This window comes from uncultured Clostridium sp., assembly GCF_947072515.1.
In the GTDB taxonomy this organism is placed as follows: domain Bacteria; phylum Bacillota; class Clostridia; order Clostridiales; family Clostridiaceae; genus Clostridium.
This window is the reverse complement of the sequence record NZ_CAMTIG010000023.1, coordinates 18,592-36,170: the sequence shown is the minus strand read 5'-3', so window position 1 is coordinate 36,170 and position 17,579 is coordinate 18,592. Positions and strand designations below refer to the sequence as shown.

The following is a 17,579-nucleotide window of genomic DNA, read 5'->3' as shown; positions in this document are numbered from 1 at the left end:
AACCATATATTTTTATACTAATTGCATTATTATTAACAATAAAAAGATTATTATTAATTGATATAATCCCACTCCACTTATAATAAGTATAGTAAATATAGCACTACAAACACATGCTCTTGTAGGTGTAAACCATCTAACACATCCTAAACTGCAAAAATTTCGCCTTAAATTTTCGAAATTTCTATTGAAATTCCCTTGAAATCCATTATGTTTTTTTCTTCCCATATAAATACAACCTTAAATAATTATTATCATTCTTATTATATGTTTATATTTATATTTTATTTTCAATTCTAAAAAATTTCATATGGATTTTCTGTCTTTTCTGATTCTATAAATTCTACATCATTAAATTCTTTTGTAATTTTTTTCATTACTTCTAAGAATACAAGCCATTCTGTATTAAAATGATCTGCATCTAAAATAGTTACACCTAGTTCTTTATAGTCTGATATATAGTGATATGATGTATCTCCTGTTATTATACAATCAGCTCCTAATTTATAAGCCTCTTCAAAATAACTTGTTCCACTACCATTTATTATGGCAATAGTTTTTATTTTTTCCTTACCAATGTGCCCACGAATATAATCATTCTTTAAAATATTTTTTAAATCTTTAATTAATTCTCTTGAATCTATTTCAGTATCTAAGGAAATTATTCTTCCTATTCCACAATTTTCTTCACCTTTATATTCATCTATTATCTTACTATCTTTAAATCCTAGCATTTCTACTAATGTATCATTTATTCCATTTTCTACTGAATCTAAGTTTGTATGACTAGAATATACAGCAATATTATTTTTTATTAATTTTATTATCTTACTACCTAATAAATCTTGCTCTATAATTCTGTTTGGCTTTCTAAAAATTAATGGATGATGAGTTATTATTAATTCACACTTCTTAACTATCGCCTCTTCAATAACCTCATCTGTACAATCTAAGGCTAATAAAACCTTCCTTACATCTTCATTTGCATCGCCTACCATTAATCCAACATTATCAAAGTCTTCCTTTAATTTAATAGGTGCAAATCCTTCCATTAAATCCATAATATTTTGTATATTTTTCATCATACTTCCCTCCCCTTTTAACAGTATTTCATCATATTTTCTAAGATATTTACTTTATCAGTAAGTTCTTCTTTTCTTTTTATTGCATTTTCACTATCATCTTCTATAAGATTTGATATTTTTGTATACTTGTTTATTTTTTCTTCTATGAATTCTTTCATTAATGGATTTTTATCTCTTAATAAAACTGGACTTATTTCATAATATATTTTTTCTAATTCTGTTTTTGAAGATTCATTTATTCTAACTTTAAATAATTCATAGTATATATCTTCATCTACACATAAATCTTCTTTTATTATTTCATATCCATTTGCGTAAAGATATTCTCTTAAAACTTCTGGATTTTGTGCTGGTAATAAAATTATAGAAGCTGCTTCTTTAATTTTATTTTTCCCATTTTCTAAAATTTCTTTAATTAAATTGCCCCCCATACCAGCAATGACAATTGAATCAACTTCATTCTTTTTAATTGTATCTAATCCACTTCCTAATCTTAATTCAATCTCTTCATCTACGCCTTCAAATATTGAGTTAAGTTTTGCCTTATCTAATGGATCTTTATTTATATCTGAAGCAATGGCCTTTTTAGAAATTTTTCTTTTTATTACTTCTATTGGGATATATCCATGATCTGTTCCAACGTCTAATACACAATTACATTCATCAATATTTTCTAATATCATTTCTAATCTTCTACTTAATTCCATTTTTTTCTCCTGTCATCATCTTAATTTCTATTTTTTGTATATCATATTTAAAAACTAAAAAAGCACCTTATGGTGCTTTTTTTAGTCTAGATAGTCTTTAAGTTTTTTACTTCTAGAAGGATGTCTAAGCTTTCTTAAAGCTTTAGCTTCTATCTGTCTAATTCTTTCTCTAGTAACATTAAATTCTTTACCAACTTCTTCTAATGTTCTAGCTCTTCCATCATCTAAACCAAATCTTAATCTTAAAACTTTTTCTTCTCTTGGAGTTAAAGTATCAAGCACATTTATAAGTTGTTCTTTTAACATTGTAAATGCTGCTGCTTCTGCTGGTGCTGGTGCATCATCATCTGGAATAAAGTCTCCTAAGTGACTATCTTCCTCTTCTCCAATTGGTGTTTCTAATGAAACCGGTTCTTGCGCTATTTTTTGTATTTCTCTTACTTTTTCAACTGGTAAATCCATTACTTTTGAAATTTCTTCTGGGAATGGATCTCTTCCAAGCTCTTGAAGTAATTGTCTTTGAACTCTTATAAGTTTATTTATAGTTTCTACCATATGTACAGGTATTCTTATCGTTCTTGCTTGGTCTGCAATAGCTCTTGTTATCGCCTGTCTTATCCACCAAGTAGCATAAGTAGAAAACTTATATCCTTTTCTATAATCAAATTTTTCAACTGCTTTTATAAGCCCTAAATTTCCTTCTTGAATAAGGTCTAGGAATAACATTCCTCTTCCTACATATCTTTTGGCAATACTTACTACAAGTCTAAGGTTTGCTTCAGCTAATTTTTTCTTAGCATATTGGCTTCCTTCTTCTATTCTTCTTGCTAAATCAATTTCCTCTTCTGAAGATAATAAAGGAACTTTCCCTATTTCTTTTAAATACATTCTTACAGGGTCATCTATTGCAATTCCTTCTGGTATACTTAAATCTAATTCTTCTTCTTCCTCTTCTTCCTCTTCCTCAGCTTTCTTAGTAGTGGCTCTTTCACCTGTAACTTCTATTCCCATTGATTCAAGGACTTCATATATTTTTTCTATTTGTTCTGTACTTAATTCTATATTATCAATTTCTTCCATTATCTCTTTATAAGACAATGATCCATTTTTCTTACCTTTATCTATCAAATTTTTGACAACCGTCATTTTATTATTTTTTTCTTTTTTATCGTCTTTTTTTACTTTTGTTTTTTCTACCATGTTTATTGCCTCCTTCCGTTAATGCCATTTTTACCTCATTTTCAATTCTTTCATCTTTCCCATAAGTTCTATCCTTCTAGGAGCTAACTTAATAGTTTCATCAAGCTTACCCTCTTTTTCTAAAGTTTTCATTTCTAATAATAAATTTTTCATTTCTTCTTCTACTTTAAATAGTTTTACTTGATGAACATTATCTATTATAAGTTTATTTTTATCATTAGCCTCTAAAATTTTAAATTCTTTTATATTTACCCACTCACCAGATGAATTTGGATCATCACAATGAGTTTCTATATATGTTTCCATATTATCAATAGCTTCATTCATGCCATTTTTTATTAAATTAAATATTTTTTTGTTTTCTTCTTTATTAAAGTCATCTTCTGTTATTTGTAATATGATTTGGTCATAAAACTCTTTATTTAGCATTAACTTTATGATTGATCTTTCTGCTTTTAAATATGCAGGCTCCACATATAATTTTGTTCCATTTTCTCCATTTTTATACATATTACCTTCATTTTGCATATTTTTCTTCATTTGAATTAAATCGTATAAAGATTGTTCCTTAATTCCTGTCTCTTCAGATATTCCTTTAATATAAATATCTTTTTCAACTGGATTTAAATCACTTATTATAGATGCAACTCTATTTCCATACTTAACTACAGATTGTTGATCATTAAAATTAATTCCCTCTTTTGCTCTCTTTAATCTATAACCAATTAAAGATTGTGCATCCTCCACTAATTTCAAAAAAGAATCTTCCCTATTATTTCTTACGAATTCATCTGGGTCTTTTCCTTCTGGTATTTGGAGCACTCTCACATCAAATCCTGCTTCCTTTAGAATATCTAATCCTCTAAGTGTAGCTGTTTGCCCTGCAATATCTGCATCAAAAGAAATAATAACTTTATCTGCATATCTTTTTAAGAGTCTTGCTTGTTTAACAGTTAATGCTGTTCCTAAAGATGCTACTACATTATGTATTCCATATTGATTTAAGCTTATTAAATCCATATATCCTTCTACCATAATAAAGTATCTCTCTTTTATATTATTTTTTATTGCAAAATTTAAACCATATAAATTAGTTCCTTTTTGGAAAATAAGTGTTTCTGGGGAATTAAGATATTTAGGTTTTGAGTCATCTAAAACTCTACCTCCAAATCCAATAACTCTACCTTTAAAATCGAATACTGGAAACATAACTCTATTTCTAAACCTATCATAGATAGTTCCGTTCTTTTCACTTTTTAGCACTAATCCAGCTTCTAATAGTATGGTATCGCTAAATCCCTTTTTATTTAAATATGTCCTTAGGTTTTGCCACCCTTCTTTAGCATATCCAAGTCCAAATCTTTTTATTGTTAATTCACTTATTCCTCTTCTTATGAAATATTCTTTTTTTTCTCTCTCATTTTGAAGATTAGAGAAGAAATATCTTGCTGCTTCTATATTGACTTTATATAAAACTTCTTTCTTTTTTAATAATTTATCATCTTCATTCTTCCCTGTATTTAATGGTATATTAGCTTTTTCAGCTAATATTTTACATGCTTCAATAAAGTTTAAATTCTTCTGTTTCATTACAAAAGTCAATACATTTCCTGCTTCTCCACACCCAAAACATTTATATATTTGCTTATCTTGAGATACACTAAATGATGGTGACTTTTCATGATGAAAAGGACAAATTCCCATATAGTTTCTTCCAGAGCGCTTAAGTTTTACGCTTTCTGAAATAACATCAACAATATCATTTTCATTCTTTATCTTTTCAATAATTTCCTCTGAAATTCGCAAGGAGCATCCTCCTTTCCATGCACATTTATTTTGCAACTCATATATTATTCGACATTTTTTTCTCTTTTCCTTCTTTATTTCTATTTTTTTCACAAATATATTTCTCTTTATTTACTTATTCTTCTTTCTTCGCAAAAATCCTTCTTTTTTATAGATAATTTTATATATAAATTTATCTTTCCTTATTTTAACTTTTTTATTCACATTTACTAAAATTTACTCCTTTTACTTTTATCACCTTGTCAACTCCAATAAATAGTTATTTTTCACCTTAAAATTTTTAAATGTTTATTTTTTCCCTCTGTTCTATATTTATCTCATAATATCTTTAATTATTACTAGTATTTATTATTTGCAAAATAATTTTTTTTATTATTTAAAAATTTTAATTCTCTTATTCACTCTTACTACATAGACTATAATAGTAATATTATTTAGGAGATGTATAAATGAAAAAGCTATCCTCTAAAACTCCCAGTATTTTCGCTGAAGAAACTATTCGTCAAAAAGTTTTAAGCTATTATGGTTTAGAGCATGCTACTATAAAAGTAATTAAAGCTAAAGATACCGATAAACAGCGTGTTGTATATAAAATTACCTATAAAAATCGTTCTTACTGTCTAAAAAAAGTCTATTTTAATGAAGAAAACTTACTTTTTGTTTATTCTGCTTTAGAATGGCTTTTTAAAAATAATATAAATACTCCAAAACTTTTAAATACTTTAGAAGGTGATAAATATGTTAGTTTAGATGGTATGCTTTTTATATTAACCATTTGGATTGATGGAACTAAATGTAATTCTAATCAAACAAACCATATAATAGCTGCTGTAAAACAATTATCTTATGTTCATAAAAGTTCTAAAAATTTCATTCCAATAAAAGGAAGTAAGAAAAGAGAAGGTTTTACTGATATTTACATAACGACATTAAAACACTTTAATCAAATATTACTTTCTTATAATTGTGCTATAAAATGTAATGATATTTTTTCTGAAACTTTTTTAGAATTTTTTGATATGTATTTAGAAATAAGTAAATTTTCCCTTGAATTGAGCAGTCGTGTAAATCATGACAATTTATCTCGTTCTCTTTGTCATGGAGATTATGTAAGTAAGAATTTAATATTTGATAGAATGGATAATATTTGGCTAATCGATTTAGATAAATGTAAACTTGAATATTCTATGAATGACTTTGGATATTTTTTAAGACGCCTTCTTCGTCGTGAAAAAACAGCTTGGAATGTTGAACTTACTTTAAGACTTTTTAGAGAATACAATACTTTCAATAAAATGACTATAGATGATTTTAGATATTTGATTTCCTATATTTCTTTCCCTCAAAAATATTGGAAAATTTCCAAAGATTATTTTAAAAATAGAAAGAAATGTAATGAAGAATTTTTTCTTGATACAATCTTAAAATCTGGTGATAAAATTTCTGCACATATAGATTTTATTAGAACAATACAATCTAGAGTTGAAAACGAATATAATTTAAAACTATAAAAAAACTTCACCTATAATGGTGAAGTTTTTTCTATATAACTATCTTTTATTGTTTACTTGTGCTTGTGCTGCTGCAAGTCTTGCAAGTGGTACTCTAAATGGTGAACATGAAACATAGTCTAATCCTATATCATGACAGAATTCAACTGATGATGGATCTCCTCCATGCTCTCCACAGATTCCAAGTTTAATATCTTTTCTAGTTTCTCTACCTTTTTCAGCAGCCATTTTTACTAATTGCCCTACCCCTGTTTTATCTAATTTTGCAAATGGGTCTTGCTCATATATCTTACTTTCATAGTATGATGTTAAGAATTTAGCTGCATCATCTCTTGAGAATCCAAATGTCATTTGAGTTAAATCATTAGTTCCAAATGAGAAGAATTCTGCTTCTTTAGCTATTTCGTCAGCTGTTAGTGCTGCTCTTGGAATTTCTATCATTGTTCCTACTTTATATTCAAGCTTAGTTCCTTTTTCAGCCATTACAGTTTCAGCCGTTTTAACAACGATATCTTTAACAAATTTAAGTTCTTTAACATCTCCTATTAATGGAATCATTATTTCTGGAACTACATCATATCCTCTTTCTACTTTAACAGCTATAGCAGCTTCTATAATTGCTCTAGTTTGCATCTCTGCAATTTCAGGATAAGTTACTGCAAGTCTACATCCTCTATGTCCCATCATTGGGTTAAATTCATGTTTATCATCTACTGCATTTGTAATTTCTTCTACATCTACTCCTAACTCTTTAGCAAGTGCTGTCTTATCCTCTTCAGTATGAGGTAAGAATTCGTGTAGTGGTGGATCTAGAAGTCTTATTGTAGCTGGCATTCCTTTTAATGCTTCATATATAGCCGTAAAGTCAGCTCTTTGCATTGGTAATATTTTATCTAATGCTTTTCTTCTATCTTCTTCTGTCTTAGCTATAATCATTTCTCTAACAGCTAGAATTCTATCTTCAGCAAAGAACATGTGTTCTGTTCTGCAAAGACCTATACCTTCTGCTCCAAATTCTACTGCTTGTTTGGCATCTCTTGGAGTATCTGCATTAGTTCTAACTTTTAATTTTCTTATTTCATCAACCCATGACATAAATGTTGCAAAGTGTCCTGTTATTTCTGGAGTAACTGTTTTAATTTTTTCTCCATAGATATTTCCACTTGTTCCATCTATTGAAATATAGTCTTCTGAAGTATAAACTTTACCATTTACTTCTAAAGTTTTCTTATCTTCATTTATTTTTATTTCTCCACATCCTGCAACACAACAAGTTCCCATTCCTCTAGCAACAACTGCTGCGTGAGAAGTCATTCCACCTCTTACTGTTAAGATACCTTCTGCTGCTATCATTCCTTCTATATCTTCCGGTGAAGTTTCAAGTCTTGCAAGTACTACTTGCTCTCCATTTGCAGCTCTTTCTTTAGCTTCCTCAGCTGTAAATGCAATTTTACCACATGCTGCACCTGGTGATGCTGGAAGTCCTTTTGCAATTGGTGATGCTTTCTTTAAGTCTACATCATAAAAAGCTGGATGTAGTAATGTATCTAATTGTTTTGGCTCAACTTTTAAAATCGCTTCTTCTTTAGTTAACATATTTGATTCAACTAAATCAACTGCAATTTTAAGTGCTGCTGGTGCCGTTCTTTTACCATTTCTTGTTTGTAAGAAATATAACTTACCATCTTCTATAGTTATTTCCATATCTTGCATATCTCTATAATGATCTTCTAATGTATTAACTATGTCTATAAATTGCTTGTATATTTCTGGATTTTGTTCTTCTAATTTTGATATTGGAAGTGGCGTTCTAATTCCTGCAACAACGTCTTCACCTTGTGCATTCATTAAGTATTCACCATAAATTTCATTATCTCCATTTGCAGGGTTTCTTGAGAATACAACTCCTGTTCCTGAAGTTTCTCCTTTATTTCCAAATACCATTTGTTGAACGTTTACAGCAGTTCCCCATTTACCTGGGATATCATTTAATCTTCTATAAACGATAGCTCTTGGATTATCCCATGATCTAAATACAGCAGTTATTGATTCTACTAACTGTTCTCTTGGATCTTGTGGGAACTCTTCACCTTTTTCTTTTCTATATATTTCTTTGTATTCTTTTACTAACTCTTTTAAATCTTCAGCTGTTAAATCTGTATCATCTTTAACGCCCTTACTTTCCTTCATTCCATCAATTTTATCTTCAAACAATCTTTTCTCAACATCCATAACAACATCTGAAAACATTTGAATAAATCTTCTATAAGAATCATATGCAAATCTTGGATTATTTGTAAGTCTTGCCATAGCTTCTACAGCTTCATCATTTAATCCTAAATTTAATATTGTATCCATCATACCTGGCATAGAAACCCTTGCTCCTGATCTTACTGATACAAGTAATGGATTTTCTGTACTTCCAAACTCTTTTCCTGTTTCTTTTTCAAGTTCTTTCATACAATTTTCAATTTCTTCTATTATTGAAGATGCTATAGTTTTTCCATCTTCATAATATTTATTACATGCTTCTGTAGTAACAGTAAACCCTTGTGGCACTGGAATTCCAAGCTGTGTCATAACAGAAAGATTTGCGCCCTTCCCCCCTAAAAGATTTTTCATTGATGCATTACCCTCTTTAAAAGGATAAACGTACTTTTTCTCCATCTCAATACTCCTCCGTTCAATACTTAAGTTATATATATACTATCGAGGGCAAATGCCCTCGTAGCTACCCTTTAATTATTTTTCCCAAGCTTAACGAATAGTTTTGTAATATTAGTTTTAGAAACTTTTCCTAAGATTTTATATTGTTCCTTTTCTTCTACCATCATTTTCTCAACTATAGGAATACTATCTATTTCATGTTCTATTATTTTAGTTGCAAGAACATATGCAGAATCTTCTTTTGATGCACAAACTATATTAGGCATTCTTGTCATAATAACTCCTACAGGAACTTTATGAATATCTGTTCCGCCAATAGCAATTTTCAAGAAATCTTTTCTTGAAACTGCTCCAGTTAAAAAGCCATTATTTTCTACAAATAATGTTCCTACATCATTTAAAAATAGATATACAATTGCATCATATACAGTTGTTTCTTCACTTACAACAGATGGCTTTGACATAATCTCTCCGACTTTTATTTCGTTTATATATTCATTTACAAGGCTACTTTTAGGCTTATCTGAATATACATAACCAACCTTAGGTCTAGCATCTAATGCTCCTATCATCGTTAATATGGCTAAGTCAGCTCTAAGTGCTGCTCTAGTAACTCCTAATTTTTCAGCTAGCGCCTCACTTGTAATTGGCTGCTTTTCTTTTACTAATCTTATAATTTCTTCTTGCCTTGCTGATAACTTCAAATCTATCCCTCTTTCTTTAATATAAGAGTAAATATTCAGACAATTCAGAGTAATTAGAACTTTCTACATTCTAATTATACCATTTTTTCCATTTTTTTCTATATCTGAATTCTTCCTTTTTGTTTCATTTTATGCCATTTAAACCCTTTAAAAGAAATTATCTGTCTATTAATACTTTTTTCTTCTGTTTACTCTATTTCTTTTCTATTCTTCATCAAATTTAACTGTATAAGTATAAACAGTATCATCTCCTCCATATACTTTACTCTTATTTTCCGATTTATTTTTCATATCATTTTTTACGTCACTTATTTTTTCTTTTACATTTCCAGCTTTTTGATTAGCTATTTCTTTTACTCCTGAAAAAGCTGTTGATGCTTTTTCTAGAACATCATCAGTAACCTTTTTTACATATTTATTAACCACTTCAACACTACCATCAGCCTTAGTAATTTCAATTGTAACTTTTGTTGCTACTGCTGCTATTACTCCAAATGCTAAAAATGCAGGTAATACAACAGCTATTACCATAGCTGATATTCCAGCATTAACAGGAAGGTCTGCTATTACTGTATCCTCTTTTTTTATTTTTATTCTACTAACATTTCCTTTTTCTATAACCTCTTTTAGCCATGCTTTAAATTCTTCTACTGAGCATCCTGTTACAAAGTTCATTTTACATCCTGTAGTCTCTACATTTACGTATTCTTCGTCTACACTATTTTGAAATCCAGCTTCAGAAGCTTTTTCAAGTATTATTATTCCTTCTAAAACATCTCCATTAGCTTCCATTAAAACTTCTTTAGCTCTTTCGTAGCTTACCCCAGTTCTAGTTACTATTTGATCAACTTTTTCTAATGTAATTTCGTTCATAAATATCACTCCTTAATATAATTTAACATTTCTAAACTTTTTGGTTTTCTTGAATAACTTGTTTCTATAAAGTACAAATTAATCTTTTCAATTTCTTTTTTTATTTCTGGTGTTAATTTCATCATATATATTCTACTTGCATCAATTTTATTTAAAAATTTTAATGCAGCAAATGCTTCTTTTGAAATAGGTATACTACCTCTTTTATCACATTCATTACAGATTCCACTATATATATTCATATTAATATAATTTGAAGTTCTTATTTTTTTCCTGCATATACTACATTGTTCTAAATTTATTCCATATCCAGTTGCTTTAAGAATCTTAAGTTCAAATGACCTTACTAATAATTCGTAATCGATGGCATCTGTATCTAAAAGATATAGTGTTTTTACAAATTCTATATACAAATTTTTATTAGAGTCTCCCTCTTCTAAAGCTATGTCTACTAATTCACAAAGATAAGATGCATATGTAAGTTTATCTAGATTATTCATTAATCCTTTAAAGGAATTTATTATTCTTCCTTCTTGCAAGTTAAAGAGATTTTTCCCTTTAAATAACATATAATCACTATAGCAAAGAGGCGAGGTCACAGAAAATAATTTACTTTTACTTTTCTTTGCGCCCTTTGCTATAGCTGTTATTTTTCCAAATTCTTCTGTATATATCCAAATAAGCTTATCATGCTCTTTGTAGTCAATAGCTTTTATAATTACTCCACCTGTTTTAACTAGAGACATTAGAGTACACCTATTATTTCACCTTTTTATAACCTAGTTCTTTTAATAAATTGTTGTTATCTCTCCACTCTTTTCTTACTTTCACCCAAAGCTTAAGCATAACTTTTGCATTTAAAAATCTTTCTATTTCATATCTTGATGTTTCACCAATTTTCTTTAAAACCACACCATTTTTACCTATTATTATTCCTTTATGTGAATCTTTTTCACATATTATATCAGCTTCAATATGATATATTCCTTTTTCATTTTTTTTCATTCTTATTATATCTATTGCTATTCCATGTGGAATTTCATCTCTTAAACATCTTAATGCCTTTTCTCTTATGATTTCTGCTACAACAAATCTTTCTTGTACATCAGTTATCATATCTTCTGGATAATATTTAGGTCCTTCTGGTAATTTATCAGCCATTAACTCTAAAAGTTTATCTACATTCTTTCCTTTTGCTGCTGAAATCGGTATAATTTCTGCAAAATCAAAAGCTTCAGAATATTTTTTTAAAGTTTCAGCTACTTTTTCTTGTGTAAACTCATCAATTTTATTTAAAACTAAAAATACTGGACATTTTTTTCCTTTTAAGTTTTCTAAAATAAAATTATCTCCCTTTCCTAGTTCCCCATCTGGGTTAGTTAAGAAAAGAATTAAGTCTACATCCTTAGTTGAATCCTTTGCCGCATTTACCATATATTCTCCTAATTTATGTTTTGGCTTATGAATCCCTGGTGTATCTACGAACACCATTTGATAGTCATCTGTAGTCTTTATTGTTTGTATATTATTTCTTGTAGTTTGAGGTTTATTTGATACTATTGATAATTTTTCTCCCATTATATAGTTCATAAGTGTTGACTTCCCAACATTTGGTCTTCCAACTATTGATACAAATCCTGATTTAAACATATTTCCTCCTAGTTAAGATCCTTTCTTGTAAAACTTCCTGGCATTAACTCCCCAAAAGTTTTTGTAAGATAATCTTTTTCGTTTTTTATTATATATATTTCTATATTTTCATCTTCTGCAAATTCACTTATTACCTGTCTGCACATACCACAAGGATACGTGTATGAATTAACATCTCCTATTAATGCAATAGCCTTTAAAATTCTATTACCTTTAGATACTGCATTAAATATTGCAGTTCTTTCAGCACACATAGTTCCTCCATAGGAAGCATTTTCTATATTACATCCTGTGTATATTTCTCCATCTTCAAATAACACAGCTGCTCCTACTTTAAAGTTTGAGTAAGGACAATATGCATTTTCCCTAGCTTTTATAGCTTCTTTTATTAATTTTTCTTTCATTTTTAAACCCTCCCCTATTCCTTTTAGTATAAACTATTTAGTCTATTGTGCATAATATTATATCATTTATATAAAATTAAACAATACTTAATAAATATCTTATTTAGTTTTATCTTAGTATTGTAAATATAAATATCGTTATTAACATTCCAAATAAAGCTCCTACTATAACTTCAAATAATGAATGCACTTCTGCATCCACTCTACTTTGCGCAGTAATTATAGCCATTAAAAAGCTTAACATTATACAAATTGGTTCTTCTGTAATAAATGAAATTGCTGTTGCTATTGAAAAAGCTAATGCACTATGGCCACTAGGCATTCCACCTTTTAAAGGTGTTCCTTCTCCAAATATAGCTTTTGCTATTATAGTTGATACACTAACTATAGCTAAAAGTATAAAAATTGTATGTGGTTCTGATTGCTTTATTTTATTTAATACTACATATGATAAATGGCTTAACTTATCCCAAAATATTATATATCCAACTAAAAGAGCATTTAAAGCTGTTATTACAACTGCTCCAGCAGCCACATTTTTAGCTATTTTAGCTAAGGGATGATAATAGTTTGTATTCATATCAATAACTGCCTCTATAGCAGTATTAAAAAGTTCTGCACCAATAACCATTACAATTGTTATTGCTAAAATTAATATTTCTATCTTTGATACATCAAAGAAGAGACATAAAATCAAAACAAATAAAGTTGCTATCATATGAATTCTCATATTCCTTTGTGTTCTCACTGCATATATAATTCCATCTATTGCATAATTAAAACTATCAACTACTTTCTTTAATTTCATGTCTAACCCACCCTCTATCTTCTTATATCTAATTTTTCTAAAATCTCTTCTTCTCTTTTTCTCATAATTTTCTTTTCTTCCTCTTCCATATGATCATACCCTAATAGATGTAATATAGAATGAACTATAAGGTAAAAGCTTTCTCTTTCAAATGAATGGTTATATTCTTTTGATTGTTCTAATGCTCTTTCTAAGCAAAGAACTATATCTCCTAAAACTAGATCTTCCCCGTCTAAATAGACCTCATCAAACTCAAAATTTTTATAAATATCTTTAAAAACTTTTCCTTTTTCATAATCTAACATTGGAAAAGAAAGTACATCTGTTATTTTATCAATTCCTCTTGTTTCTCTATTTATATCTTTTATTTCATTATTATCTACTAGTACTAAAGATATTTCACAATCTTTTAATACTTCTTCTTCTTTTAATGCAAATAAAATTACTTCCTCCATTTCCTTTATAAATTTTTCATCTACTTCTATTTTATTCTGTCTATTATCTAAATAAATCATATTTTCTCCTTTTATTATATATAAAAAGGGAAGTTTTAAACCTCCCCCTTTTTTTGTTTATTTTAAAGTTTTTACTTTTTCTGTTGGATATTCAATCCTTTGATGATATATCCCATTTAAAGCTTTAAGGAAAGATTTTCTTATTTTTTCTAAATCTTTTAATGTTAAATCACAATTATCTAATTGCCCTGAATATAATTTATCCTTAATTATATTATTTACCATCTCTTCTATTTTTCCTTTACTTGGCTCTGAAATAGATCTAACTGCTGCCTCTACACTATCAGCTAGCATTAGTATCCCGGCTTCTTTACTATTTGGTATAGGTCCTGGATATCTAAAATCTTCTTCTTTTACATCATCAGGATTTTCAGCAGAATTTTTCATAGTATAATAAAAATATTTTACTAGAGTTGTTCCGTGATGTTGAACTATCATATCCTGTATTATTTCTGGTAGCTTATATTCTTTTGCAAGCTCTAACCCATCCTTTACATGAGATAAAATTATTAATGTACTTAAATTCGGATTAATTTTATCATGTGGATTTTCTTTACCAATTTGATTTTCTTTAAAGAAATATGGTCTAACAGTTTTTCCAACATCATGATAATATGCACCTACTCTTGCAACAACTGGATTTGCTTGTATATCCTCTGCTGCCATTTCAGCTAAATTTGCAACTAACATACTATGATGATATGTTCCTGGTGCTTCCATTAATAATTTCTTTAATAATGGGTTATTAGGATTAGATAACTCTAACAATTTAAGATTAGTTACTATATCAAATCCTGATTCAAAAAATGGTAATACTCCAATTGCTAATATTGCAGAGAATACCACTCCCCCTGCCGCTGCTAAACTTAAAATTAATATTTCACTTAAATTATTTGATAATAAAAATCCTGTAGAGAATGTTAAGATTGCACTCATTATAATTAATCCTATACTTGAATATAGTATATCATTTCTCTGTTGCATTTTTCTTAATGAAGTAGCTCCAATAATAGTACTTAATATACCTAACATCATTACTTGTGGATTAAAGTTAACAATTGCTCCAATAACAATTACATCTAGACTAGCTACCACAATTGATACTCTATAATCTACTAATAATGTAATTAGTATAGGTGCACAAGCTAATGGTATTGCATAGGGCGATATAACATATACGATTCTTGCTAATATAAAGCTTAATATACTTATAGTATTTATCATTATTAACATTTTGCTATTATTAAATACATTTCTATGACTCTTATAAATATATAAATGTTTTATAAATAATATAAGTGCTGTAAACAATGCTAAGACTCCATATAATATTATTACACTTGCTCCTCCACTTTGATCTATTAATCCTAAATCTTTTAATATTGCTATTTGTTCTGCTGTAACTGGTTCCCCTTCTGTTACTATAGTTTGATTTTTCTTTATCACAACTTTAGGAACTGCTTTTTCAGCCTCTTGTATAGCTTCTTCTGTTTTTACTTTGTCATAAAAGAAGTTAGGTTGTATTTTAGGAATTATCATTTGTTTTAGTACATTCTTAACAGCTATACTCTGATTTAATGCATTTACTTGGTCTTCTACTATATCTATTGCATTATTTAAGCTTGCTGGATTATCTTCTGCTATATTATTTGCATATGCAGACTTAATAACTGATTGAACGTTAAACTCTAAATCCTTTATTTCATTTTGAGATAAATTTAATAAAGTCTGAAAATTATTCGAATTTAAGCCTGTATTAGGAAGGCTTAAAAGTTCTTTTAATTGATCACTTTCCTTTGGCACATTCTGCTCTACATCTATCACTTTATTTAATATATTTGTTATTGATTCTTCAACTTGAGATTCAACTTCACTTTTTAATGTATATTGTTTATCTACATTCTTAGCTGCTACCTCTTGATTTCTCTTTGTTGCTATTTGATCTATTGTATCTCTAGGAGCCTTAATCGTAACTCTTGCTATATCTCCTACCTTTAAATCATATTCTTTTGGTGCAATAGCTGTTATAAGAATTCCATATATTATTATAAAGCTTATGATATACATCACTATTCGCAAATTTTTTTCTTTTATATTTGTATTTAGCTTTATTTTTTTCTTCAAGCTCTCACCTTCTCATCAAAACACTAGTTTATCTGTTTGCTATATTTTGTTCTACAGTAAACTCAACAATTATTTTTATTTTTCCTTCATCTAAATCTAAAATTTGATTTTTCACTTCTATTATTTTAGCGTCTATTGAAAGATCTTTTGTTAACAATTTTTCTAATGATTCTATTGAACTTTTAACAATTTCTTCTCTATTAATTTTTATCTCATTTTCTGTTTTTTCATGATAAGTAGTTTTATTTAATATACCATCATTACTCTCTATTTTATCATATTTTTGGAATGATTTAGAGGCTTTTTTAAAATAAATTTTCTTTCCTAAAATCTCTATATATATATCTTTATCAATTTCCCCAGTCCTTACCCATTCTATTCCTGAAACTTTAACATCTATCTCCTTTGTATAGAAAGTGTTAGCAATTACCTTCCCCAGCGCTTTTGAACTTATCCGTTCCTCACCTTCACCTAAAGGCACATCACCTGAAATTAATACATCTCCCTTCTTCACTATGTCTCCATTATTTACTAGAGCGATTCCTTTTTCTGAATATATTCTCTTTATTTCTCCATCCATTTTTGCATAGATGTTTTCCTCAAGTATATTTTCTTCTTTTGGAGGATTAACTTTTTCTTTTAAAACCACCTTCAAAGTAGACCCCTCTATTCTAGTCCTTACCCAAAGCACCTCATTACTTTTATTTTCAATTTCTTTTTCTATTTCATATACATTTATCTTTCTTTTACTTATTCCTTGTTTTACTCCTAATTCATTTAGAATTTCTCTTATCTCAAAAGATGATAAATTCTTTTCTGTTTCTATATCAATGGCCCACACAAAACTTGAAAGAGTAAAAATTAACATTAAAAATAAAAGAGCTCCTATAAATAAACTAAATCGTTTCTTTATTTTTTTTATTTTTATTATGTTTCCTTTTTCCTCAATGATTTTTATCTTTCCTCCATATCGCCTTACAATCTTACGTAGATCTTCATAATTTTCATAGAAGGTCTCAAAGGTAATCAACGCTCTATTATGTCTTATTATATTATTTAGTGGAATTCTATCTACTATACATTTATTTAGTATCTCTTCTATTTTTAATGTATTTACTTCAACTCGTATTTTATATCTAACATTATTCATTTTTTCTCATTTCCCCATAAAAAATTCCTATAAAAATTCCACTAATGATTATTGTTTCTTCTTCAATATAAAGTATCTCAAAATTTTTCCCTTCTATATTTATTTCTCCAATATTAGAGTTTAATATAATTGCATTTTCATCAAATTTTTTTATTCCCTTATGATTTTCTATTTTAATCTCTTCTTTTCCTATTATCGATATTTTAGGTTCCCCTGTTAACACTTCTCTTGGGATATTAATCTTTTTTAGTATAGACTTTTTTTTCTCATTTAATTTCTCTTCCATATTTTCTCCTTTTATTATTTCTATCATAGTACTTTATGTTCAAAAAATTAAATTTATGATATAAAATAACAAAGGTTAATCTTCTATGT

General features: G+C 28.2%; 17 protein-coding genes. 1 reads left to right on the top strand and 16 read right to left on the bottom strand.

The window, feature by feature from the left end:
• Nucleotides 1-12: 12 nt before the first annotated feature.
• The 5 genes from Q0W06_RS10120 to dnaG form a co-directional block, all read right to left on the bottom strand.
• The gene (locus Q0W06_RS10120) at nt 13-228 is read right to left on the bottom strand and encodes a hypothetical protein (RefSeq protein WP_297634692.1); all 216 of its coding nucleotides are present in this window, start codon (nt 226-228) and stop codon (nt 13-15) included.
• Nucleotides 229-296: 68 nt separating this feature from the next.
• The gene (locus Q0W06_RS10115) at nt 297-1,082 is read right to left on the bottom strand and encodes a Nif3-like dinuclear metal center hexameric protein (RefSeq protein ID WP_297634782.1); all 786 of its coding nucleotides are present in this window, start codon (nt 1,080-1,082) and stop codon (nt 297-299) included.
• A gap of 17 nt (nt 1,083-1,099) precedes the next feature.
• On the bottom strand, nt 1,100-1,792 hold the full coding sequence (locus tag Q0W06_RS10110) for a class I SAM-dependent methyltransferase (RefSeq protein WP_297634690.1): 693 nt from the start codon (nt 1,790-1,792) through the stop codon (nt 1,100-1,102).
• An 81-nt stretch (nt 1,793-1,873) separates the two neighbouring features.
• Entirely contained in the window at nt 1,874-2,992 is a 1,119-nt protein-coding gene (rpoD, locus tag Q0W06_RS10105) for an RNA polymerase sigma factor RpoD (RefSeq protein WP_297634687.1), read from the bottom strand.
• A 30-nt stretch (nt 2,993-3,022) separates the two neighbouring features.
• Complete coding sequence (gene dnaG, locus Q0W06_RS10100) at nt 3,023-4,798, bottom strand: DNA primase (RefSeq protein WP_297634684.1); 1,776 nt, start codon at nt 4,796-4,798, stop codon at nt 3,023-3,025.
• A gap of 449 nt (nt 4,799-5,247) precedes the next feature.
• Here dnaG and Q0W06_RS10095 point away from each other — a divergent pair, with 449 nt between their 5' ends.
• Nucleotides 5,248-6,309 carry a CotS family spore coat protein gene (locus Q0W06_RS10095; protein ID WP_297634681.1) on the top strand — a complete coding sequence of 354 codons (1,062 nt, stop codon included), beginning with the start codon at nt 5,248-5,250 and terminating at the stop codon, nt 6,307-6,309.
• A gap of 39 nt (nt 6,310-6,348) precedes the next feature.
• Here the strand turns inward: Q0W06_RS10095 and ppdK are convergent, their stop codons facing one another.
• The 11 genes from ppdK to yqfC form a co-directional block, all read right to left on the bottom strand.
• Nucleotides 6,349-8,976: a pyruvate, phosphate dikinase gene (ppdK, locus tag Q0W06_RS10090; protein ID WP_297634679.1), complete on the bottom strand. Its 2,628-nt coding sequence runs from the start codon at nt 8,974-8,976 to the stop codon at nt 6,349-6,351.
• Between the two features lie 71 nt (nt 8,977-9,047).
• Nucleotides 9,048-9,680 (bottom strand): helix-turn-helix transcriptional regulator, encoded by a 633-nt coding sequence (locus Q0W06_RS10085; protein WP_297634676.1) that lies wholly within the window; start codon nt 9,678-9,680, stop codon nt 9,048-9,050.
• Nucleotides 9,681-9,884: 204 nt separating this feature from the next.
• Complete coding sequence (locus Q0W06_RS10080; protein ID WP_297634674.1) at nt 9,885-10,553, bottom strand: DUF4342 domain-containing protein; 669 nt, start codon at nt 10,551-10,553, stop codon at nt 9,885-9,887.
• Between the two features lie 5 nt (nt 10,554-10,558).
• Entirely contained in the window at nt 10,559-11,299 is a 741-nt protein-coding gene (recO, locus tag Q0W06_RS10075) for a DNA repair protein RecO (protein ID WP_297634672.1), read from the bottom strand.
• Nucleotides 11,300-11,312: 13 nt separating this feature from the next.
• On the bottom strand, nt 11,313-12,203 hold the full coding sequence (gene era, locus Q0W06_RS10070; protein WP_297634670.1) for a GTPase Era: 891 nt from the start codon (nt 12,201-12,203) through the stop codon (nt 11,313-11,315).
• Nucleotides 12,204-12,211: 8 nt separating this feature from the next.
• Nucleotides 12,212-12,607, bottom strand: coding sequence for a cytidine deaminase (locus Q0W06_RS10065; protein ID WP_297634668.1), 396 nt, complete (start codon nt 12,605-12,607; stop codon nt 12,212-12,214).
• Nucleotides 12,608-12,716: 109 nt separating this feature from the next.
• A complete protein-coding gene (locus Q0W06_RS10060; protein WP_297634665.1) occupies nt 12,717-13,415 on the bottom strand; it encodes a diacylglycerol kinase in 699 nt (232 codons plus the stop codon).
• A gap of 14 nt (nt 13,416-13,429) precedes the next feature.
• Nucleotides 13,430-13,930 carry an rRNA maturation RNase YbeY gene (ybeY, locus tag Q0W06_RS10055; RefSeq protein WP_297634663.1) on the bottom strand — a complete coding sequence of 167 codons (501 nt, stop codon included), beginning with the start codon at nt 13,928-13,930 and terminating at the stop codon, nt 13,430-13,432.
• 57 nt (nt 13,931-13,987) lie between these two features.
• Entirely contained in the window at nt 13,988-15,997 is a 2,010-nt protein-coding gene (locus tag Q0W06_RS10050) for an HDIG domain-containing metalloprotein (RefSeq protein WP_297634779.1), read from the bottom strand.
• 85 nt (nt 15,998-16,082) lie between these two features.
• Nucleotides 16,083-17,204 (bottom strand): sporulation protein YqfD, encoded by a 1,122-nt coding sequence (gene yqfD / locus Q0W06_RS10045; RefSeq protein ID WP_297634660.1) that lies wholly within the window; start codon nt 17,202-17,204, stop codon nt 16,083-16,085.
• Complete coding sequence (gene yqfC, locus Q0W06_RS10040) at nt 17,197-17,490, bottom strand: sporulation protein YqfC (protein ID WP_297634658.1); 294 nt, start codon at nt 17,488-17,490, stop codon at nt 17,197-17,199. The genes yqfD and yqfC overlap by 8 nt, the downstream gene beginning before the upstream one ends.
• Between the last annotated feature and the right edge of the window lie 89 nt (nt 17,491-17,579).

Coding starts and splice junctions, on each gene's coding strand:
- Q0W06_RS10120 (WP_297634692.1), bottom strand. CDS start 228: ATGGGAAGAAAAAAACATAATGGATTTCAAGGGAATTTCAATAGAAAT.
- Q0W06_RS10115 (WP_297634782.1), bottom strand. CDS start 1,082: ATGAAAAATATACAAAATATTATGGATTTAATGGAAGGATTTGCACCT.
- Q0W06_RS10110 (WP_297634690.1), bottom strand. CDS start 1,792: ATGGAATTAAGTAGAAGATTAGAAATGATATTAGAAAATATTGATGAA.
- rpoD (WP_297634687.1), bottom strand. CDS start 2,992: ATGGTAGAAAAAACAAAAGTAAAAAAAGACGATAAAAAAGAAAAAAAT.
- Q0W06_RS10095 (WP_297634681.1), top strand. CDS start 5,248: ATGAAAAAGCTATCCTCTAAAACTCCCAGTATTTTCGCTGAAGAAACT.
- ppdK (WP_297634679.1), bottom strand. CDS start 8,976: ATGGAGAAAAAGTACGTTTATCCTTTTAAAGAGGGTAATGCATCAATG.
- Q0W06_RS10080 (WP_297634674.1), bottom strand. CDS start 10,553: ATGAACGAAATTACATTAGAAAAAGTTGATCAAATAGTAACTAGAACT.
- recO (WP_297634672.1), bottom strand. CDS start 11,299: ATGTCTCTAGTTAAAACAGGTGGAGTAATTATAAAAGCTATTGACTAC.
- era (WP_297634670.1), bottom strand. CDS start 12,203: ATGTTTAAATCAGGATTTGTATCAATAGTTGGAAGACCAAATGTTGGG.
- Q0W06_RS10065 (WP_297634668.1), bottom strand. CDS start 12,607: ATGAAAGAAAAATTAATAAAAGAAGCTATAAAAGCTAGGGAAAATGCA.
- Q0W06_RS10060 (WP_297634665.1), bottom strand. CDS start 13,415: ATGAAATTAAAGAAAGTAGTTGATAGTTTTAATTATGCAATAGATGGA.
- ybeY (WP_297634663.1), bottom strand. CDS start 13,930: ATGATTTATTTAGATAATAGACAGAATAAAATAGAAGTAGATGAAAAA.
- Q0W06_RS10050 (WP_297634779.1), bottom strand. CDS start 15,997: ATGTATATCATAAGCTTTATAATAATATATGGAATTCTTATAACAGCT.
- yqfD (WP_297634660.1), bottom strand. CDS start 17,204: ATGAATAATGTTAGATATAAAATACGAGTTGAAGTAAATACATTAAAA.
- yqfC (WP_297634658.1), bottom strand. CDS start 17,490: ATGGAAGAGAAATTAAATGAGAAAAAAAAGTCTATACTAAAAAAGATT.